Source organism: Thauera sp. 63, from assembly GCF_000310165.2.
GTDB lineage: Bacteria > Pseudomonadota > Gammaproteobacteria > Burkholderiales > Rhodocyclaceae > Thauera > Thauera humireducens.
In genome coordinates, this window is sequence record NZ_AMXC01000004.1 from 75,923 (window position 1) to 94,237 (window position 18,315).

General features: G+C 64.2%; 17 protein-coding genes. All 17 read left to right on the forward strand.

Features of this window, described 5'->3' with window-relative positions; translation table 11 throughout:
- Window positions 1-47 precede the first annotated feature (47 nt).
- Complete coding sequence (locus C664_RS05360) at window positions 48-2,204, forward strand: indolepyruvate ferredoxin oxidoreductase subunit alpha (RefSeq protein ID WP_004254575.1); 2,157 nt, start codon at window positions 48-50, stop codon at window positions 2,202-2,204.
- Window positions 2,201-3,769, forward strand: a complete 1,569-nt coding sequence (locus C664_RS05365; RefSeq protein WP_054963721.1) for an indolepyruvate oxidoreductase subunit beta family protein — start codon at window positions 2,201-2,203, stop codon at window positions 3,767-3,769. Before C664_RS05360 ends, C664_RS05365 begins: the two co-directional genes overlap by 4 nt.
- Window positions 3,770-3,777: 8 nt before the next feature.
- The gene (locus C664_RS05370; protein ID WP_004254591.1) at window positions 3,778-4,146 is read left to right on the forward strand and encodes a 2Fe-2S iron-sulfur cluster-binding protein; all 369 of its coding nucleotides are present in this window, start codon (window positions 3,778-3,780) and stop codon (window positions 4,144-4,146) included.
- Between the two features lie 53 nt (window positions 4,147-4,199).
- Window positions 4,200-5,123 carry a VOC family protein gene (locus tag C664_RS05375; RefSeq protein ID WP_004254595.1) on the forward strand — a complete coding sequence of 308 codons (924 nt, stop codon included), beginning with the start codon at window positions 4,200-4,202 and terminating at the stop codon, window positions 5,121-5,123.
- 23 nt (window positions 5,124-5,146) lie between these two features.
- Complete coding sequence (locus C664_RS05380) at window positions 5,147-6,112, forward strand: VOC family protein (RefSeq protein ID WP_004254597.1); 966 nt, start codon at window positions 5,147-5,149, stop codon at window positions 6,110-6,112.
- Window positions 6,113-6,114: 2 nt separating this feature from the next.
- Window positions 6,115-6,519: a hypothetical protein gene (locus tag C664_RS05385; RefSeq protein WP_038011076.1), complete on the forward strand. Its 405-nt coding sequence runs from the start codon at window positions 6,115-6,117 to the stop codon at window positions 6,517-6,519.
- Entirely contained in the window at window positions 6,519-7,286 is a 768-nt protein-coding gene (locus C664_RS05390; RefSeq protein ID WP_004254604.1) for an SDR family NAD(P)-dependent oxidoreductase, read from the forward strand. The genes C664_RS05385 and C664_RS05390 overlap by 1 nt, the downstream gene beginning before the upstream one ends.
- 164 nt (window positions 7,287-7,450) lie before the next feature.
- Window positions 7,451-8,473: a VOC family protein gene (locus C664_RS05395; RefSeq protein WP_198291480.1), complete on the forward strand. Its 1,023-nt coding sequence runs from the start codon at window positions 7,451-7,453 to the stop codon at window positions 8,471-8,473.
- A 10-nt stretch (window positions 8,474-8,483) separates the two neighbouring features.
- Window positions 8,484-9,401, forward strand: coding sequence for an alpha/beta fold hydrolase (locus tag C664_RS05400; protein ID WP_198291481.1), 918 nt, complete (start codon window positions 8,484-8,486; stop codon window positions 9,399-9,401).
- Window positions 9,402-9,425: 24 nt separating this feature from the next.
- The gene (locus C664_RS05405) at window positions 9,426-9,872 is read left to right on the forward strand and encodes a lipocalin-like domain-containing protein (protein WP_004254613.1); all 447 of its coding nucleotides are present in this window, start codon (window positions 9,426-9,428) and stop codon (window positions 9,870-9,872) included.
- Entirely contained in the window at window positions 9,869-10,711 is an 843-nt protein-coding gene (locus tag C664_RS05410) for an alpha/beta fold hydrolase (RefSeq protein ID WP_004254616.1), read from the forward strand. The genes C664_RS05405 and C664_RS05410 overlap by 4 nt, the downstream gene beginning before the upstream one ends.
- Window positions 10,712-10,749: 38 nt before the next feature.
- Window positions 10,750-11,886 carry an FAD-dependent oxidoreductase gene (locus C664_RS05415; protein WP_004254623.1) on the forward strand — a complete coding sequence of 379 codons (1,137 nt, stop codon included), beginning with the start codon at window positions 10,750-10,752 and terminating at the stop codon, window positions 11,884-11,886.
- Between the two features lie 16 nt (window positions 11,887-11,902).
- The gene (gene dmpE, locus C664_RS05420) at window positions 11,903-12,688 is read left to right on the forward strand and encodes a 2-oxopent-4-enoate hydratase (protein WP_004254626.1); all 786 of its coding nucleotides are present in this window, start codon (window positions 11,903-11,905) and stop codon (window positions 12,686-12,688) included.
- Between the two features lie 123 nt (window positions 12,689-12,811).
- Window positions 12,812-13,735 (forward strand): acetaldehyde dehydrogenase (acetylating), encoded by a 924-nt coding sequence (locus C664_RS05425; protein WP_004252850.1) that lies wholly within the window; start codon window positions 12,812-12,814, stop codon window positions 13,733-13,735.
- 26 nt (window positions 13,736-13,761) lie between these two features.
- Window positions 13,762-14,799 carry a 4-hydroxy-2-oxovalerate aldolase gene (gene dmpG, locus C664_RS05430; RefSeq protein ID WP_004254635.1) on the forward strand — a complete coding sequence of 346 codons (1,038 nt, stop codon included), beginning with the start codon at window positions 13,762-13,764 and terminating at the stop codon, window positions 14,797-14,799.
- 257 nt (window positions 14,800-15,056) lie between these two features.
- Complete coding sequence (locus tag C664_RS05435; protein ID WP_004254645.1) at window positions 15,057-15,500, forward strand: bacteriohemerythrin; 444 nt, start codon at window positions 15,057-15,059, stop codon at window positions 15,498-15,500.
- 660 nt (window positions 15,501-16,160) lie between these two features.
- A complete protein-coding gene (gene ltrA, locus C664_RS05440; RefSeq protein ID WP_198291482.1) occupies window positions 16,161-17,360 on the forward strand; it encodes a group II intron reverse transcriptase/maturase in 1,200 nt (399 codons plus the stop codon).
- The last annotated feature ends 955 nt before the right edge of the window (window positions 17,361-18,315 follow it).

Below are 18,315 nucleotides of genomic sequence, written 5' to 3' on the forward strand. Positions count from 1 at the left end.
GCTGAGATTTGTCACTGTTATTGACTGACTTCAGGCGAGCAAAAAATATGGCTCATACCTATACCGATCAGGACATTGCGCAACTGAGCGCGCCGGCGGGCAGCGTCCTATATGGCGATGGTGCGCTGGTGGTGTTGAAAGCGCTGCTGGAGAGCGGAATCAGCTACTTCGGCGGCTATCCCGGGTCACCGACCGCCAACCTGATGGACGCGGTTGCCGATGCCTACGAGCCCCTGCTCAAGGACATGGGCGTCTATTTCGAGAGCTCCAGCAGCGAGGTCTCGGCCGGTGCTCTACTGACCACATCGGTCTATGGACCGGTGCGCGGGGCGGTGACGTGGAAAGTGGTCGGCAACGGGGTGGCGATGGACGTGGTGGATCACGTCTCGCAACTCGGTGTGCAGGACGGGGCGATGATCGTCGTCGGCGAGGATTACGGCGTCTCTAGCACGACTGTCGTGCAGCGCACGCTGGCGTGGGGCGTGAAGTCGGGCCTAGTGGTCATCGACCCGCGCGGCGACCAGCAGTTGCTACACCGCATGGTCAAGGAGGGCATGGATCTGTCGCGTGACAGCAAGTGTGTGACGGCGCTGTTGTTGCGTCCGCAGCTCTCGCACACCAACGCCGAGATCGTGGTGGGCGAGAACGTCGTCCCCGCCATCAGCACCGTGCGACCGGTCGAAGGGTTCAAGAAGGACCCGACCCTGTTTGCGCTGCCGCCCTTCGCCCAGCAGCAGGAGCGCGATCGCTATGAGGTGCGTCTGCCGACCGCCGCGCGGCTGACGGTCGAGCGTGGCCTGAACGAATACTTTGGCGACGCGAAGGCCCGTATCGGCCTCATCACCCACGGCACTACCTTCAACACCACCTGGCGCATTCTGGAGCGCCTCGGTCTCGCAGACGACGGCAATGCGCTCGATACGCGCCTGCATCTGCTTCAGCTGAACGTGATCAACCCGCTCAGTGAGGCGCAACTGCTCGAGTTCTTCGCTGGCAAGGACGCGGTGCTGTTGATCGAGGAAGGCCAGCCTGACCTGCTCGAGACGCAGATGCGTGCGCTGCTCCAGCGCAACGGTTCGAGCCTGGACTTTCATGGGCACGACATCGTGCCCGGCATCGGCGAGCTGCTCCCCGAGCGCTTGTTCGCACCGTTGGCCACATTCCTCGATCGCCACCTCGGCGAAGGACTCGGCGGCGGGCGGCTGGCCGAGCAGTTCCAGGTGCGTATGGAGGAGGGACAACGCCTGTTCTCCAAGCCGGTGCCGCCCCGCGTGCCGACCTTCTGCACGGGGTGTCCGGAGCGCCCGGTGTTCTCGCAGATGAAGATCAAGGAAACGCTGACCGGCGAGGTCGACTGGCATGCGGGCGACGTGGGCTGCTATGGCATGGCGGGTTTCAAACCCTTCGAACTGGCGGACTCCAACATCGGCATGGGCGCCGGCTTGGCCGCGGCGAGCGGGATTACCGCGATGTCGCGGCAGCGCAACGTGTCGACCGTGGGAGACGGCACGCTATGGCACAGCGCGTTCAACGCCTCGGCGGCGAACGCGATCTACAACAAGCAGGATGCGACCTACATCGTCCTCGACAACAAGTGGACGGCGATGACAGGGGCGCACGAGAACCCCAACGTTGGCAAGCTGATGAGCGGCGAGCCGATGAACACCGAGATGAGCATCGCCGATACCTTCAAGGCGATGGGCGTCAAGCACATCGAGCGGGCCAACCCCTACGACTTTAAGGACTTCCAGAAGAAGCTCGAGCGCATCCGCCGCGACGCGAAGATTCCCCAGGTGCGCGTGATGATCTCCGAAGCCGAATGTCAGCTGCAGCGCCAGCGCCGCGTGAAGGTGGAGCGACAGAGGGATCTGGAGGCCGGCAAGCGGGTGGAGATCGAGCGCTTCGGTGTGGACGAGGAGGTCTGCGTCGGCGATCACGCATGCATCCGCTTCAGTGGCTGTCCTTCGCTGACGCTCAAGCCTTCGCCCAATCCGCTGCGTACCGCACCCGCTGCCTATGTCGACAACACCTGTGTCGGCTGTGGGGTATGCGGCGAGGTATCGCATGCCGCGAAGCTATGTCCGTCCTTTATTCGCGTGACCCGGGTTGAGAACCCCTCGCTGGGCGAGCGCATCAAGGGTTGGATCAGACGAAAACTGGTGCCGCCGCTTGGCCAGGCACTTGAACAGATGGAGCGCGCATGATGGCAGCAGGCAAATCACTCAGGGTACTGATCGGCACGGTCGGCGGGCAGGGTGGCGGCGTGTTGAGCGACTGGCTCGTTCACGGGCTGATCAACGCTGGCTGGGATGCGGTGAGCATCGGACTGCTCGGGATCTCGCAGCGTGGCGGCACCGTAACCTATTACTGCGAGGCCGCGCCCGACCGTAGCCGCCGGCGCACCCACTCGATGTTCGCGATGCCGGGCGATGTGAACCTGCTGATCGGACAGGAACTGCTCGAGCTGGGTCGCCTGATGGGTGGGGGGTATGCCTCGAGCGACTGCGTGATCGTGGGCAACACCGCGCGCACCTATGCGACACTGGAGAAGATGCCGGCCGAAGAGGGCATCTTCGACAGCAAACAGATCTTCACCGCCGCGCACGACCTCGCGCCGGATCGCCACTACCTGTGCAACGCTCAGGCGGTCGTGGTCGAGCAGGGCCTGTCGGCGCTGTCGAGCAACGCCTTCCTGCTGGGTGCGGCGGTCGCGGCGGCGGTCGAGGGCGTGGACGACGCGCCCTTCGTCGAGGCGATCAAGGCGTCCGAGATCAATGTGAAGGCCAACATCGCGGCCTTCCAGCTCGGCTACCGTCTGGTCAAGGAGGGGCGTTTCCCCGCGCAATCCGGTCCCGAGGCGGCCCGCCCGGATGCCTCGCGCCGTGCCGCTCGCCTGTCGGCGGCAGAGGCTGCGACGGTGGAGCGGCTCCTCGCGCAACGGCGAGACAGTGCAGAACTGGCGCAGTTCGTGCGGCCCGCCGTCGAGAACCTGATCGACTACATGGACGAAGCCCATGCCGCCCATTATCTCGAGCTGCTCGACCGTCTCGCCGGCCTGCCCGGTGTCGACATCGCCACGCTGAAGGCCTTTGCCCGGCACGGCGCCCTGTGGCTGGCCTACGAGGACATTCCGCGCGTCGCGCAGCTGAAGACGCGCCCCGAGCGTTACCTGCAGGTGCTGCGCGAGCACGGCATCAAGCCGCGGCATGGGGTCGAGGTCACGGACTTCCTCGTGCCCGACGCGGAACAGATCGTAGGCATGCTGCCGCCATGGATGGGCCGCATCGTTGCCGGCGTGGGCGGCATGCTGATGCGCGATTTCGACAAGCGCAGCTTTCCGCTACGGTTGGGCTCGACCACGGTGTCGGGCTACTGGAGCCTGCGCACCCTGGCCGCCTTCCGTGGCATGCGGCGCCGTTCCAGCCGCTATGCCCACGAGATGGACCTTTTCAAGCGCTGGTACGACGCGATCGGCGCCGCACATGCCCGCAGCCCGGTGCTGGGTTGCCTAGTCGCCGAGGCCGGGCGCGTGGTGAAGGGCTACGGCCGGGTGCGCGATCAGGCGCTGGACGACCTGTGGGGCTTCCTCGACGAGGGGGTGCTGATTCTCGAGCGCATCCAGCGCGGCGGCGGCGACGTCGGTGCGGTCGGGCGTGCGGCGCTGAAGATCCTCGCCTCCGAATCTGGCACTCGCGTTCGCTGCCTGGCGGCGCTGCAGAAGGCTGAAGCCGAAATGGGCGATGTGCCTCCGATGTTGCACGCGGCCTGAGCGTGTCGATGGACAGGTGTTTCGCCGTCTGCGTGGTGGATGCGGCTGGACGCCAGCAGCACTGCACGGCGGCCGCGAATGAGGTGCTGAGCGCGGCGCTGGAACGCGCCGGCATCCTTGTGCCGCAGGCCTGCCGGGGTGGGGCCTGTGGCGCCTGTGTGGGCTGGCTGGCCTGCGGCGAGGTGGCCTACCGGCAGGGCGTGTCGCGCAGCCGGCTGGAAAAGCTGAGCGCGGAGGGGCTCCGGCCCGCCTTGCTGTGCCGCGCGACTGCGGCGTCGGATCTGCTGATAAACATGCCAAATGGGTGGAACGTGGTGAGCGTATCGCCCTTGTCACAGGCGCTGGTGCGCGCGCAGGGCGGGCTGGGATTGACATGACTGACATGGTGCCACGGGGAGGATGCCCGCGGCCCGCTAACGAGGAGACATACATGGCGATTACGAGACTGAGTTACGCGTGCATCGACGTCACCGATCTGGGTGCGGCCGAGGCGCATTACGTCCACACGATCGGTCTGCGCATCACCGGGCGGGATGCGTCGCGGGTCTATCTGCAGGCGCCCGAGAGCCAGGACCACCACTGCATTGTGCTGCGCCAAGGGCAGCAGGCGGGCATCGACCACCTGGGCCTGAAGGTGAATGACCCCGCCGATCTGGGCGAGGTCGAGCGCGAGGCGCAAGTGCGCGGCCTCGCTACCCGGCGGCTGGCCGCGGGCAGCGTGCTGGGGCAGGGCGAGGGCGTGGAGGTTACCCTGCCGTCGAAGCACCGCATCGTGCTCTTCTACCATTCCGAGCGTGCGGGCTACGCCTGCGGCATGCGCAACCCCGACCCCATCCTTGACGCCGTCGATGGCGTGAATCCGGTGAGCCACCTCGACCATGTCCTCATCGTGTGCGAGAACCCCGCACCGACCGTCGACTTCCTGCAGGAAGTCCTCGACTTCAACATCTCCGAGCGCGTGCTCGACCCCGCAGGCAATCTGTTCGCGGCCTTCACCACGCTCGGCAACACCATGCACAACGTGGCGATCGCGCCCGGACCCGATGGCGGACTGCACCACATCGCCTTCTACGTGCAGGACCGCGCCGATGTCATCCGCCGCGTCGATCTGCTCAAGCATCGCAAGGTGCCCACGCTCGAGTACGGCCTCACCCGCCATGGGGTGGCGGGGGTGACTACCGTGTACTTCTTCGATCCGTCCGGAAACCGCAACGAGTTCCAGTGCGGCGCTTACGAAACCCCCGGTGTGCCGGGCGCGATCGGTGACGTGATCTGGGATCTGCCGAGCATGGGCAAGGGCACCTTTTATTACGAATCGGCCATTGCGCCCCAGTTCTACGAACTGGTCAGCTGAACGACACCGGGGAGACATCAAGAATGACGCTCAAACACACAGGCATCACCCGGCTCGGCTACGTCCGCGTGGCCGTGCCCGCCGAGGGCTTTGATCGGGCCCGCGACTTCTACCGCGACACGCTCGGGCTGCTTGAAACCGGTGCGGCCAATGGCGCCGTGCAGCTGCGCTGCTGGCACGAGCCGTACGCCTATTCGATGCTGCTGGAGAAAGGCGCAAGATCGATGCTGGTGGAGGTGGGGTTCCAGGTGCGCGATGCCGCCGACCTCGAGCGCCTGTCTGCCCGGGTGGAGGCGGCTGGCGTCGCCGTCGCGCGCGCCGGTGCCGGCGAGGCAGGGCCCGGACTGTCGGAATCCATCGCCTTTGTGGTGCCGAACGGACCCCGCGTGCGCCTCTTTCACTACATGCAGCAGCCAGGCTACATCGCCGGGCACCAGTCGCCGGACTGGGTCGCCCCGCGTGCGGTGCGTGGCACGCCGGCACCGATGTTCCTCAACCACGTCGCCTTCACGTCCGATGCGCCGGCTGCAACGGTCCGTTTCCTCACCGAGGTGCTCGGGTTCTTCGTGTCGGAAAAGATCGTTAGCGAGAATGGAGAGAACCTGCTCTCGGCCCTGCTGTTCCGCATGTCGAAGAACGTCGGCGGACAGGAGCTGGCGATTTTCCCCGGCGAGCGCGGCCGCCTGCACCACATCGCCTTCACCAAAGAAGACGCTTCGGACATTCTCGTCGATGGGCAGTACCTGAGGCAGGACGGGGTGGCACTTGAGCTCACCGGACCCACGCGCCAGCCCTATGGCAACACCTTCTCGCTGCATTTTCGCGATCCGCACAACCTGCGTCTGGAACTGTGTAGTGGCGGTCGCATGACCGAGGCCCACCCCGAGTTCGAGCCGGTTGTGTGGACCGAGTCGAACGCCGCCCGCGCGTGGGCGTACTACGACGATTTGCCCGGCTTCGACTTCCTGTCTCACTGCGAGTGCGCCTGATCATGCAGAACACAGACAAGACATTTTCCATCACCCGGATCTGCTCTGACGAGGAAGGGGTGTCGTACTTCGAGGACGTATTGATCCCGCTGGAGGACAAGGGCGCGCTCGGATTCATGTCGGCGCTTCATGGGGCACAGGGCGTGATCTTTCGAGAAGTGGGAGCCGAGTATGCGTCGGGCTGGCACACGCCGTCTTCGCCTCTGTACCTGATCGTGATGGATGGCGAAATCGAGATCGAGACGGGACGTCATCAGATCCGCGTGTTCGGTCCGGGTGCGGTGATTCTCGCCACGGATCTGATCGGTCGCGGACACTCGACGCGCGCAGTGGCGGGACGCCCGGTGCGATCGCTGGTGGTGCCAGATGTGAAACCACCGCAAGTAAATGTGACAAGGACCAGCTGATGAAGATTCAAGGAAAGACCGTCATCGTCACCGGGGCGGGATCGGGGCTGGGGGCGACTACGGCCAGGCGGCTGGCGAACGGGGGCGTCAGAGTGGTACTTGTTGATCGCAACAAGGCCGCAATCGAGCACGTGGCCGCCGAGATCGGCGCGAATGCGCTCTGCGCCGAAACGGATGTCACCGATCCTGCCAGCGTGCAGGCCGCCATTGATTTGGCAGTGAATCGTGGTGGCGGGCTGAACGGTTTGGTGAACTGTGCGGGCGTCGCTCCGGCTGAAAAAATCCTGGGGAAGACTGGAGCACATCCATTCGAGTCCTTCGCCAACACGGTGAATATCAACCTGATCGGTACCTTCAACACGCTGCGCCTCGCCGCGGAGGCGATGAGTCGCAACGTAGCCGACGAGTCTGGTGAGCGCGGTGTCATCGTGAACACCGCATCGGTCGCCGCCTTCGAGGGGCAGGTCGGGCAGGCGGCCTATGCGTCGTCCAAGGCCGGAATCGTGGGGCTGACGCTGCCCGCAGCTCGGGAGCTGAGCCGCTACGGCATTCGGGTGATGGCAATTGCGCCGGGCATCATGGAGACACCGATGCTCATGTCGATGCCGACTGAAGTTCAGGAGTCCCTTGGTCGCATGGTTCCCTTCCCGCCGAGGCTGGGGAAACCCGATGAGTTCGCAGCCTTGGTGCAGCATATTTTCGAGAACACGTATCTGAACGGTGAGGTCATCAGGATCGACGGCGCGATCCGGATGGCGGGGCGGTGAGACGTTTAGGTTGAAGTCGACGAAAAGCTTGCATTGTTCTATTTCATCGCTTACGGATCTGTTTCCCCGACGCAGGGCTTCCATTTCGCACATATCTGCATTGTTTCTTCTCCTGTGGCTCGCTTATGGGGCGATAAATAAAGTCCACCTCGCTTTCAACACGAATGGCGGATGTGGGCGTTCTGCGGGGCTCTGGTCCGCCAATGGAGACAGGCATGGCATTGGAAAACCGTTTTCGATTCACCGGTGTGGAGTGCGTGACGTTCGCGGTCGAGGATCTCGACGATGCGTGCCGCTTCGCGAAAGACTGGGGCTTGAACGAGGCCGCGTCGCCTGAGCAGGGTATGCGTCTGTTCGCGACGGTTGATGGGTCCGAGGTTCGCGTGGTCGAGGTTGACCGAACGCGCGCCGACCGCAGCCCGATCGGTTCGCCGAGCGGTATGAGCGAGCTCACCTGGGGGGTCGAGGACGAGGCTGCGCTAAAGGCGCTGGCGGCCGAGTTGGGGCGAGACCGCAGGGCCGAGTTCGACGCGGCGGGCGTGCTGCATAGCGTCGATGACCTAGGCATCAACCTGGCATTTCGCGTCGCCCGTCGCAGGTCGGTGCCCTACGAGGTGACGCGCTACAACGCGCCGGGAAGTCCTGGTCGCCTCAATGCGCGAGCGCCACGCTACCAGGCGGCGAAACCGCACGAGATCAGCCACATCGCGATCGGTGTCGACGACGCTGGCGAGGCGGTGAAGTTCTACATCGAGCGCCTCGGCTTCATCGTGTCGGACCGCTACGCCAACCGCGGGATCTTCATGCGTTGCTCGCCGGTGGGAAACCATCATCACGTTTTCTTCATGAACGCAAAGCAGCGCGGTACGCGCTTCAACCACCTCGCTTTCAAAGTGCGTGACATCCATGAGGTGATCGGCGGTGGCCAGCACCTCGATTCGCTGGGCTGGCAGACCTTTGCCGGTCCCGGCCGTCACCTGATCTCGTCCGCCTGCTTCTGGTATTTCCAGAGCCCGTTCGGCGGTTCGTGGGAATACGCGGCCGATGAGGACATGGTTGACGAGCACTGGGAGACCCAGGACTTTGATGCGGTGTCGCACATCTTCTCCGAATGGACCTTCGGTCTGGAGAAGTCGGATGGCACACTGCGCGGCCCGATTTCTGCCAGCAAGGAACAGGCGCTGTAAGGAGCGAGGCGTGAGTACAGTGTCCGAGCCGAAATCCGGGCGATCCGTGCCCGATACCTACTGGGTCGAATTGCTCAAGACGCAGGTGCGTATCGTCGAGGGACGCTATCGCACCCGCATCATCGAGGCCGGCAGCGGCCCGGCCTTGTTCCTGCTTCACGGCACCGGCGGCCACGCCGAGAACTACGCGCTGAACATCGCGCCGCTTGCCGAGCACTTCCACGTCGTGGCGATGGATTTCCTGTGGCACGGCCGCTCGCAGACCGAGGGCTACCACCCGGAGATCATTCCGCTCCTAGTGGATCAGGTGACTGATGTGATGGCACAGCTCGACATTGAAGTCGCCTTCGTCGAGGGGCAGTCGATGGGCGGCTGGGTGGCGATGCAACTGGCGGTGCAACACCCCGAGAAGGTTCGCGGCCTGGTGCTTACAACCACGATGGGCTACTCGCCGGACGAGGGCTCCATCCCGGGCTATGTCGAGCCAGACTGGGCGGCGAACTTGCCGAGCTCGCTCGAAGTGCTGCGCGACCCGAGCTTCGATAACGTGCGCACCCGCATGGCGCGCATCCTCGCCAGGCCCGAGCGTCTCAGCGACGAGGCCATCCGCGTGCGCCAGGCGCTGTATCAGCAACCCGCGCTGGCTGCCGTGCAGCAAAAGTTCATCGCCGAGTATCTGGCTGGCGACATCATCCGGCGCCACACGGTGACAGACGCGATCGCGCGTCGCATCGCCCAGCCGACGCTGGTGTACTGGGGTGATCGCAACCGTACACCGCCTGCGCTTGGACAGCGCCTGTCGGAACAGGTCCAGGACGGCCGCTTCCATTGCGCCACCGACACCGGTCACTGGGCGCAATACGAGAGCGCCCCGGAACACAACAGCATCGTCGCCGGTTTCTTCGCCAGCCTCGCTGCAAAGCACTGAATAAGTTCAAGGAGGAGACACCTAATGTCACAGCAAATCGATCTCGTTGGCCGATGGGACATCCTTTCGTGGGAACAGGTCTTCGATGACGGGCGCAGCGAACTGCCGATGGGCGAGGGCCTGCACGGTTTCATCCGCTACACGGACGACGGCGACATGGATTGCATGATCGCCCGCGCTAATCGGCCGAAGTTCGAGACCGGGGGGCAGTGGAACGCCAGCGACGCAGAGAAGGCGCGCGCCTACACGTCGATGCTGGCCTACGCCGGCACCTACAGCCTTGACGGGGAGGTGGTTACGCACAAGGTCAGCATCAGCATGTTCCCGAACTGGGTAGGAAGCGAGCAGAGGCGCCGCATCCAGGTCAACGCTGATGGGACCATCGCACTGACCGCGCGCATGGAAGAAGGCACGCCGCAGGCACGCACGGTGCGCCTGGTGTGGCGCAAGGCGGGAGGGCGAAAGGCATGAACACGCAGGCGAGCAATCCCGAGATCGGCAGGCAGATTCAGTGCGGTCCGATCCTCACGAACTACCACGATCTCGGCAGCGGCGAGCCGGTGCTGATGCTGCACGGTTCCGGACCGGGCGTTAGTGCCTGGGCCAACTGGCGCCTGACCTTGCAGGCGCTCAAGGGTGACTTCCGCCTGCTCGCGCCCGACCTCGCGGGCTTTGGCTTCAGCGAGTTCCCGGTCGACATGCAGTTCAACCGCCGGGCGTGGCTCGATCAGATCGTCGCCTTCCTCGATGCGGTCGGGGTCGACAAGGTGCATGTCATCGGTAACTCCTTCGGTGGCTCGATGGCGCTGGCCTTGGCCATCACTTATCCCGAGCGCGTGAACAAGCTCGTTCTGATGGGCAGCGTGGGCGTTCCTTTCGAACTAACCGACGGGCTCGACAAGGTGTGGGGCTACACGCCCTCGTTCGAAAACATGCAGTCGATCATGAAGATCTTCGCCTACAACCAGGCGCTGGTCGGGGACGAACTGGTGCAGATGCGCTACGAGGCCAGCATGCGCCCGCTGACGCGAGCCGCTTATGAAAGCATGTTCCCTGCACCTCGACAGCGCTGCGTTGATGCGATGGCTCATCCGGAAGCTGCCGTTCGCGGCATCCGGCATCCCACCTTGATGGTGCACGGCCGTGACGACAAGGTGATCCCATTGTCGACCTCGCTGACGATGCTGAACTGGATCGAGAACAGCCAGTTGCACATCTTCGGTCGCTGCGGCCACTGGACGCAGATCGAGCACGCGACCGCCTTTGCGCAGCTCGTGCAGAACTTCCTCAAGGCCGACGCTGCGGCCTGAGACCGCGCCTTCGGACCGTCCTGTCAGGATAAAGAACCATGGCAACTCACTCCACACTCAAGTCTTCGCGCGCGCTGATCGTCGGGGCCGGCACAGCCGGCATGTCATCGGCCATAACGCTCAAGCAGCGAGGTCTCGACATCGACCTCATCGACATCAATCCGAATTGGGGGGCGCTCGGTGCCGGCATCACCATTACCGGCCCGACGCTGCGCGCGCTGAAGGAGCTCGGAGTCTATGATGAAGTTGCCGCCGAGGCCTATGTTGGCGAAGGTATCCAGATCTGCGACACGCAGGGCACTCCGCTGCGCGTGTTGCCGACGCCGATGCCGCCGGCCGCAGGCATTAGCAGTTCGGGCGGCATCATGCGCCCCGCGCTGCACGCGATCATCGAGCGCAAGGTTCGCTCGATGGGTCTGGATATCCGACTCGGTCTGACGGTGAAGGCCCTCGACCAAGACGACGACGGTGTGGACGTCACCTTCAGTGATGGCGGCCGTGCCCGCTACGACTTCGTCATCGGTGCCGACGGCGTGTTTTCTGGTGTGCGCAACCTCATCTTTCCCGACGCGCCCAAGCCGGAGTACACCGGTCAGAGCGCCTGGCGTCTGTTCACCGAACGTCCGCCGGAAGTGGCGCGCCGCACCTACTTCCTCGGCGGCCCGGCCAAGGTGGGCCTGACACCTGTCTCGGACACCCACATGTACATGTTCCTGCTCGAGCGCACACCCAAGGTCTTCCTCGAGGAGCACCAACTGGCGGCCGAGTTCGCGAAGAAGCTCGCGGGCTATGGCGGTATCGTCAAGCGCCTGGCTGACTCGCTCGACCAGCACTCGATGATCAACTTCCGTCCCTTGGAGGCCTTTGTGCTGCCCTCGCCCTGGTACAAGGGCCGCGTGTTGCTGATCGGCGACGCCTCCCATCCGACCACGCCGCAGCTCGCCTCCGGCGCGGGCATGGGGATCGAGGATGCCCTGGTGCTAGCCGAAGAGCTGGAGAAGTCGGACAGCGTGGAGGAGACCTTCGCCCGCTTCATGGGGCGTCGCATCGGCCGTTGCCGCCTGGTGACCGAATGCTCCATGGAGTTGGGACGTCTGGAACAGGCTCGCGCGCCGGTTGAGGCGCAGACAGCAGTGGTCGAACGCGCGCTTGCCAAGCTGGCCGAGCCGATCTGATTCACGGAGCGATGCGGTGATAGATCACACAGCACTGGATCAACTCGGCGATGCGCTCTACGACTCACTGCGAAAGGGCGAGGTCATCGATCCGCTGACGGCAGCGCACCCCGGACTGACGATTGAGGATTCCTACGCCATCCAGCAGCAGCTGATGGCCCGCCGTCTGCGGGACGGCGAGCGCATCATCGGCAAGAAGATCGGCGTGACCTCGCAGGCAGTCATGAACATGCTCGGCGTGAATCAGCCCGATTTCGGAATGCTGACCGATGCAATGGTGTTCAACTCGGGCGACCCGATTCCGGCGTCCTCGCTGATCCAGCCTAAGGCCGAAGGCGAGATCGCTTTCGTGCTCAAGCACGATCTGATGGGGCCAGGCGTGACAGCGGCGGATGTCCTGCGCGCCACCGAAGGCGTGATGGCCTGCTTCGAGATCGTCGATTCGCGCATCCGCGACTGGAAGATCAAGATCCAGGACACCGTCGCGGACAACGCCTCCTGCGGCGTATTCGTACTGAGTTCCGCGCTCATCGACCCGCGCGACGTGGACCTGATCACCTGCGGCATGGTGCTCGAGAAGAACGGCGAGGTCGTAGTGACGGGCGCAGGTGCGGCGACGATGAACTCGCCGGTCAATGCTGTGGTGTGGTTGGCGAACACGCTCGGCCGACTGGGCATTGGCCTGAAGGCGGGCGAGATCATCCTGTCGGGGGCGCTTGGCGCCATGGTACCCGTGAAGGCTGGCGACAACTTGCGCGTCACGATTGGCGGTATCGGAAGCTGCGCCGTGCGTTTCGTCTGAGCGCACGCGACGTACGGCTCTCTTCTGCTTTCCGATTGCAGTCGCACGGCTCCTCTCTCTCCCTCTCCTCGTGGGGGGCCGTGCGGCCTGCATCCTCAAGTCATGCGTTTTCAGGAAGCTCTCATGAACAAGATCAAATGCGCCCTGATCGGTCCGGGCAACATCGGCACCGACCTGCTGTACAAGTTGAAGCGTAGCCCGGTGCTGGAGCCGGTGTGGATGGTGGGGATCGACGCCACCTCCGAGGGCTTGGCGCGTGCGCGCGAGATGGGCCTCAAGACCACCGCCGAGGGCGTCGACGGCCTGCTGCCGCATGTGCTGGCCGACGGCGTGCAGATCGCTTTCGATGCCACCTCGGCCTACGTCCATGCCGAGAACAGCCGCAAGCTCAACGAGCTGGGCGTGCTGATGATCGACCTCACCCCGGCCGCGATCGCCCCCTTCTGCGTGCCGCCGGTCAATCTGGCCGAGCACGTCGGCAAGGGTGAAATGAACGTCAACATGGTCACCTGCGGCGGCCAGGCCACGATCCCGATGGTCGCGGCGGTGTCCCGCGTGCAGCCGGTGGCCTACGGCGAGATCGTCGCCACCGTGTCCTCCAAGTCGGCCGGTCCGGGCACGCGCAAGAACATCGACGAATTCACCCGCACCACCGCAGGCGCGGTCGAGAAGGTGGGCGGCGCGAAGAAGGGCAAGGCCATCATCATCCTGAACCCGGCCGAGCCGCCGCTGATCATGCGCGACACGGTGCACTGCCTGACCGAGACCGAACCGGACCAGGCCGCGATCACCGAATCCATCCACGCCATGATCCGCGAGGTGCAGAAGTACGTGCCCGGCTACCGCCTCGTGAATGGTCCCGTGTTCGATGGCAACCGCGTCTCGGTCTTCCTGGAAGTCGAAGGCCTGGGTGACTACCTGCCCAAGTACGCCGGCAACCTCGACATCATGACCGCGGCCGGTGCGCGCACCGCCGAGATGTTCGCCGAGGAGATCCTCGCCGGGCGCCTGAAACTCGAATCCAACCGCGCCACGATGGTGGCCTGAGCGGCGACCAGACGAAGGAGATGAACATGGAACTTCGCGGCAAGAAGATCACCGTCCACGACATGACCCTGCGCGACGGCATGCACCCCAAGCGCCACCTGATGACGCTCGAGCAGATGAAGACCATCGCCGTCGGCCTGGACGAAGCGGGCATCCCGCTGATCGAGGTCACCCACGGCGACGGCCTCGGCGGCAGCTCGGTGAACTACGGCTTCCCCGCCCACAGCGACGAGGAATACCTCGGCGCGGTGATCCCGCTGATGAAGCAGGCCAAGGTCTCGGCGCTGCTGCTGCCGGGCATCGGCACGGTGGATCACCTGAAGATGGCGCACGAGATCGGCGTCTCCACGATCCGGGTGGCCACCCACTGCACCGAGGCGGATGTCTCCGAGCAACACATCGGCATGGCGCGCAAGCTTGGCATGGACACCGTCGGCTTCCTGATGATGGCCCACATGAACAGCCCCGAAGGGCTGTTCAAGCAAGCCAGGCTGATGGAGAGCTACGGCGCCAACTGCATCTACGTCACCGACTCGGCCGGGCACCTGCTGCCCGACACGGTCAAATCCCGCCTCAGTGCGGTGCGCGATGCGCTCAAGCCCGAGACTGAACTGGGCTTTCACGGCCACCACAACCTCGCCATGGGCGTGGCCAACAGCCTCGCCGCGCTCGAAGTGGGCGCCACCCGCATCGACGCGGCGGCCGCCGGCCTGGGCGCCGGTGCGGGCAACACCCCGATGGAAGTCTTCATTGCGGTGTGCGACCTGATGGGGATCGAGACCGGGGTGGATGTGTTCAAGATCCAGGACGTGGCCGAGGACCTGGTGGTGCCGATCATGGACTTCCCGATCCGCATCGACCGCGACGCGCTCACGCTGGGCTATGCCGGCGTGTATGGCTCCTTCCTGCTGTTCGCCAAGCGCGCCGAGAAGAAGTACGGCGTGCCCGCGCGCGAGATCCTGGTCGAGATGGGCCGGCGCGGCATGGTCGGCGGGCAGGAGGACATGATCGAGGATACGGCGCTCAATCTGGCGCGGGCGAAGGGGATTGCTCCATCTGCATAACTAGGATTTGTGCGGATGATCGCGCTCAAGGTCGGATGCGACTTTCAGTGGAAATACCAGACCACTGGAGTGCATCTGGCCGAGAAGCGCTTGGCCGCGCCGAGATTGACTTCGCCTTGGCATACGATAATTTGTGACAGGGCACCGCAAGTGAGCATGTAGCGTTGTTCACCTGCATCGCAAATAGGACACCTAGCCCGGTAGGGTTGGGTGGCTGACGGCCGGGCAAGGAGCCTCGGCAATCATCGGAGACAGAAATGACGGAGGCGCATCCGGGATTCGACTGGACGGACCGGTACTCACTCGGTTACACGTCGATGGACGACACCCACCGCGAGTTCGTGACCCTGGTCGATGCGCTGCTGACGGCGCCGGACGCCGGACTGGCGCAAGCCCTGGACGCGTTTGCCGCGCATGCCGTGGCCCATTTCGAGCAGGAAGACGGCTGGATGAGAGGCACGGATTTTCCGGCCGCCGACTGCCACATCGACGAGCACGCCAAGGTGCTGGCCTCGGTGCGCGAAGTGCAGCAGGAGCTTGCCGCGGGCAATGCCGTCCTGGTGCGCGAGCTGGCACAGGCGCTGATGGACTGGTTCCCCGGCCATGCCGACTACATGGATTCGGCGCTCGCGCAGTGGATGGTCAAGCGCTCGCACGGCGGCGCGCCGCTGGTGTTCCGCCGCGATTCTGCCAAGGCCTGAGCCGGTGCGGCGTCGCGCTGTAGACGATCTCCCTCCCCGAAATCAGGATGTGCGTCGTGGTTGCCTCTCGCGCCGCAAGGCGCGGGGGTGATTTCGGGTTTGGCCCGCTTCGGCGGGCCATTTTTTGTGCGCCCAGCATGGGCGCACTCTTTTGCGGGTGCAAGTCCCGCCGTAAGTTGATCACAGCGAACGAAGCGAAGCGCAACTGCGTGAGGGTGACTGAGCGTGGGAAGGAAGCGCGGAGCGAAGCTGCGAGCCGATGGACAAGAACCGGATAGAAGGCGCTGCCGAGCAGGGCGAGCGGGCAAGAAGCCGCGAAGCTCTCGTGATCAAGGCGAAGTGGCGTAAATCCGGCGGTTGTGCAGCGAAGGAGTGCGTTCTTAACTGGGGAGATCTGAAAGGGCGACGCCGAAAGGCGGAGCGAGAAGTCAGCAGAGGCCGTAGTAGCCGCAGTGTGGGCGAAGGGCCGAACGAGAAGGAGCGTCAAACGACGTGACGATGGATCGAGCACGGCATCAGATGTCCGCGTCAGCGGGGCGGGTCGCGCAAAGGCAGGGTGAAGCCTCGTCTGGCGCGGCCAGCGATGAAGCCCGGTCCCCGCGTCACGACCCGGGAGGCGCAGGGCGAGACTTGCTGTTGCAAGTGCTCGAGAGAGGAAACATGCAACGCGCGTGGAAGCGCGTGAAGGCGAACAAGGGAGCCGCAGGCGTCGATGGGCTGGACATAGGCCAGACCAAAGAACACCTGAAGCGCGCTTGGCCGACCATCCGCCGGCAATTGATGGAAGGCACGTATCGGCCCCTGCCGGCGCGGCGCGTGGGTATTCCGAAGGCGGACGGGAGTGAGCGTGAGCTGGGGATACCCACCGTGACCGACCGTCTGGTTCAGCAGGCACTGCTGCAAGTGCTGCAACCGCTGATCGATCCCACTTTTAGTGAACACAGCCATGGATTCCGGCCCGGCCGCCGGGCACGCGATGCCGTGCTCGCTGCGCAGCAGTATGTGCAGGAGGGCTACCGGGTCGTGGTCGATGTCGACCTGTCCAAGTTCTTCGACCGGGTCAGCCACGACATCCTGATCGACCGCCTAAAGAAGCGCGTGCCCGACCCCGGCGTGATCCGGCTGGTGCGCGCCTACCTGAATGCGGGGATGATGGATGGCGGCGTGGTGGTCGAGCGCGTCGAGGGTACGCCGCAAGGCGGACCGCTCTCGCCGCTCCTGGCCAATGTGTTGCTCGACGAGGTGGATCGAGAGCTGGAGCGACGAGGGCACCGCTTTGCCCGCTACGCCGATGACTGCAATGTGTATGTGCGCAGCCAGAAGTCGGGGGAGCGGGTGATGACCCCGCTCAAGCGTCTGTACGACAAGCTGCACCTGAAGATCAACGAATCGAAAAGTGCGGTGGCCAGCGTGTTTGGCCGCAAGTTTCTGGGTTACGCCCGGTGGCTGACGCGGAACGGCGAGGTCGGGCGCGCCGTGTCGGGCAAGGCGCTGGAGACGTTCAAGCAACGGATACGGCAGCTTACACGCCGGACCGACGGGTGCAGCATCGCAGAGGTGGTCGAGAAGCTGCGAAGCTATGTTCCAGGGTGGAAAGCGTGCTTCGGACTGGCGCAAACACCGCGCGTCTGGCGAGGGCTGGACGAGTGGATGCGTCGCCGAATGCGAGTCCTCCACCTCAAGCACTGGCGACGTGGAAAGACGATCTACCGGGAACTGCTCAAGTTGGGAGCGACGCCCAGGATTGCGCAGTCCGTCGCCGCCCTCAGCCATCGCTGGTGGCACAACAGTCTGACCGCGCTGCATCACGTTCTGACGATCGACTACTTTGACCGTCTGGGCATGCCTCACCTCTCATGACCTCAACTGCTCGAACCGCCCGGTGCGGACCCGCATGCCGGGTGGTGTGGGAGGGGACCGGTCAGGCACACTGACCGCCCCTATCCCGATTGGCGGTGCTCAAAGGCGGATTGCCATCTGGTGCGGGACGGTGTGAATTGACCTGCCCCTCATTTTCAGTGCTGCGTGAAGTGAATCGCCCCGGGTTTCCTAGACGGTCCCGTTCTTCAAAAAATACTGCCGCTCGAACTCTACCGGCGAGAGCTGGTTGGTGAAACCGTGGCGGCGCTGCGGATTGTAGAAGAACTCGAAGTGCCCCACGTCGGTTCATCCCCACGGGCGTGGGGAACACTTTTTCGCCCTAGCGGTCACCGTCGAACTACTCCCGAACCTGCGGCTTGGCGTGGACGCGCGTGTTGCCGGTCAATTGAGGGCTTTGGCCGGCTGAGTGGTCCGCCTGGATGATGGCTCCCTATTCGTCGGGGTGTGCGTGGGGCCCGTTGGGGCAATTGGGAAAGCGAAACAGATCAGCCATGTCTGTCGCGTGGATTTGGGCGATCTCCATGAACGTGGCCAGAATCGTTGCGGCGACCAATGGGTGAGAGTTTACGGGAGAGCCCTGGAAAGCCGCGCCGTTGCTGGGCATTGAGCGCGCGATAGGTGAGATTTTACTGGAGAGGATGGCAACGATCGAGACTCGACCAGCCCAAGATCTCATGAGTTTTGCATGTCTGGACTGTAATCTAAAGCGGCCTGACCGCTAGCCGAACTCACAGTCTGGTTTCTTTGGCCCGGCAACTGCCTCATGCCTATGCCAACAAGCAACAAGTCGGCCTGAGCGGCCATCTAGTGCTTGCAGGTGGAGGGCCGCACCTTGGCGCATTTCCGCCATTCGGCTTCTTCGGTTGAAAATGCGGGGTCGGGTATTTGAGCGGAAGCTTCTCAAGATTCGCTGCTCACCCGGCGGGCCGCATCG

What these genes read in the sequence shown, in the direction of transcription:
- C664_RS05435 (WP_004254645.1), top strand. Translation starts at nt 15,057, where the DNA reads ATGACGGAGGCGCATCCGGGATTCGACTGGACGGACCGGTACTCACTC.
- C664_RS05395 (WP_198291480.1), top strand. Translation starts at nt 7,451, where the DNA reads ATGGCGGATGTGGGCGTTCTGCGGGGCTCTGGTCCGCCAATGGAGACA.
- C664_RS05380 (WP_004254597.1), top strand. Translation starts at nt 5,147, where the DNA reads ATGACGCTCAAACACACAGGCATCACCCGGCTCGGCTACGTCCGCGTG.
- C664_RS05365 (WP_054963721.1), top strand. Translation starts at nt 2,201, where the DNA reads ATGATGGCAGCAGGCAAATCACTCAGGGTACTGATCGGCACGGTCGGC.
- C664_RS05375 (WP_004254595.1), top strand. Translation starts at nt 4,200, where the DNA reads ATGGCGATTACGAGACTGAGTTACGCGTGCATCGACGTCACCGATCTG.
- C664_RS05405 (WP_004254613.1), top strand. Translation starts at nt 9,426, where the DNA reads ATGTCACAGCAAATCGATCTCGTTGGCCGATGGGACATCCTTTCGTGG.
- C664_RS05360 (WP_004254575.1), top strand. Translation starts at nt 48, where the DNA reads ATGGCTCATACCTATACCGATCAGGACATTGCGCAACTGAGCGCGCCG.
- ltrA (WP_198291482.1), top strand. Translation starts at nt 16,161, where the DNA reads ATGCAACGCGCGTGGAAGCGCGTGAAGGCGAACAAGGGAGCCGCAGGC.
- C664_RS05415 (WP_004254623.1), top strand. Translation starts at nt 10,750, where the DNA reads ATGGCAACTCACTCCACACTCAAGTCTTCGCGCGCGCTGATCGTCGGG.
- C664_RS05425 (WP_004252850.1), top strand. Translation starts at nt 12,812, where the DNA reads ATGAACAAGATCAAATGCGCCCTGATCGGTCCGGGCAACATCGGCACC.
- dmpG (WP_004254635.1), top strand. Translation starts at nt 13,762, where the DNA reads ATGGAACTTCGCGGCAAGAAGATCACCGTCCACGACATGACCCTGCGC.
- C664_RS05410 (WP_004254616.1), top strand. Translation starts at nt 9,869, where the DNA reads ATGAACACGCAGGCGAGCAATCCCGAGATCGGCAGGCAGATTCAGTGC.
- C664_RS05390 (WP_004254604.1), top strand. Translation starts at nt 6,519, where the DNA reads ATGAAGATTCAAGGAAAGACCGTCATCGTCACCGGGGCGGGATCGGGG.
- C664_RS05370 (WP_004254591.1), top strand. Translation starts at nt 3,778, where the DNA reads ATGGACAGGTGTTTCGCCGTCTGCGTGGTGGATGCGGCTGGACGCCAG.
- C664_RS05385 (WP_038011076.1), top strand. Translation starts at nt 6,115, where the DNA reads ATGCAGAACACAGACAAGACATTTTCCATCACCCGGATCTGCTCTGAC.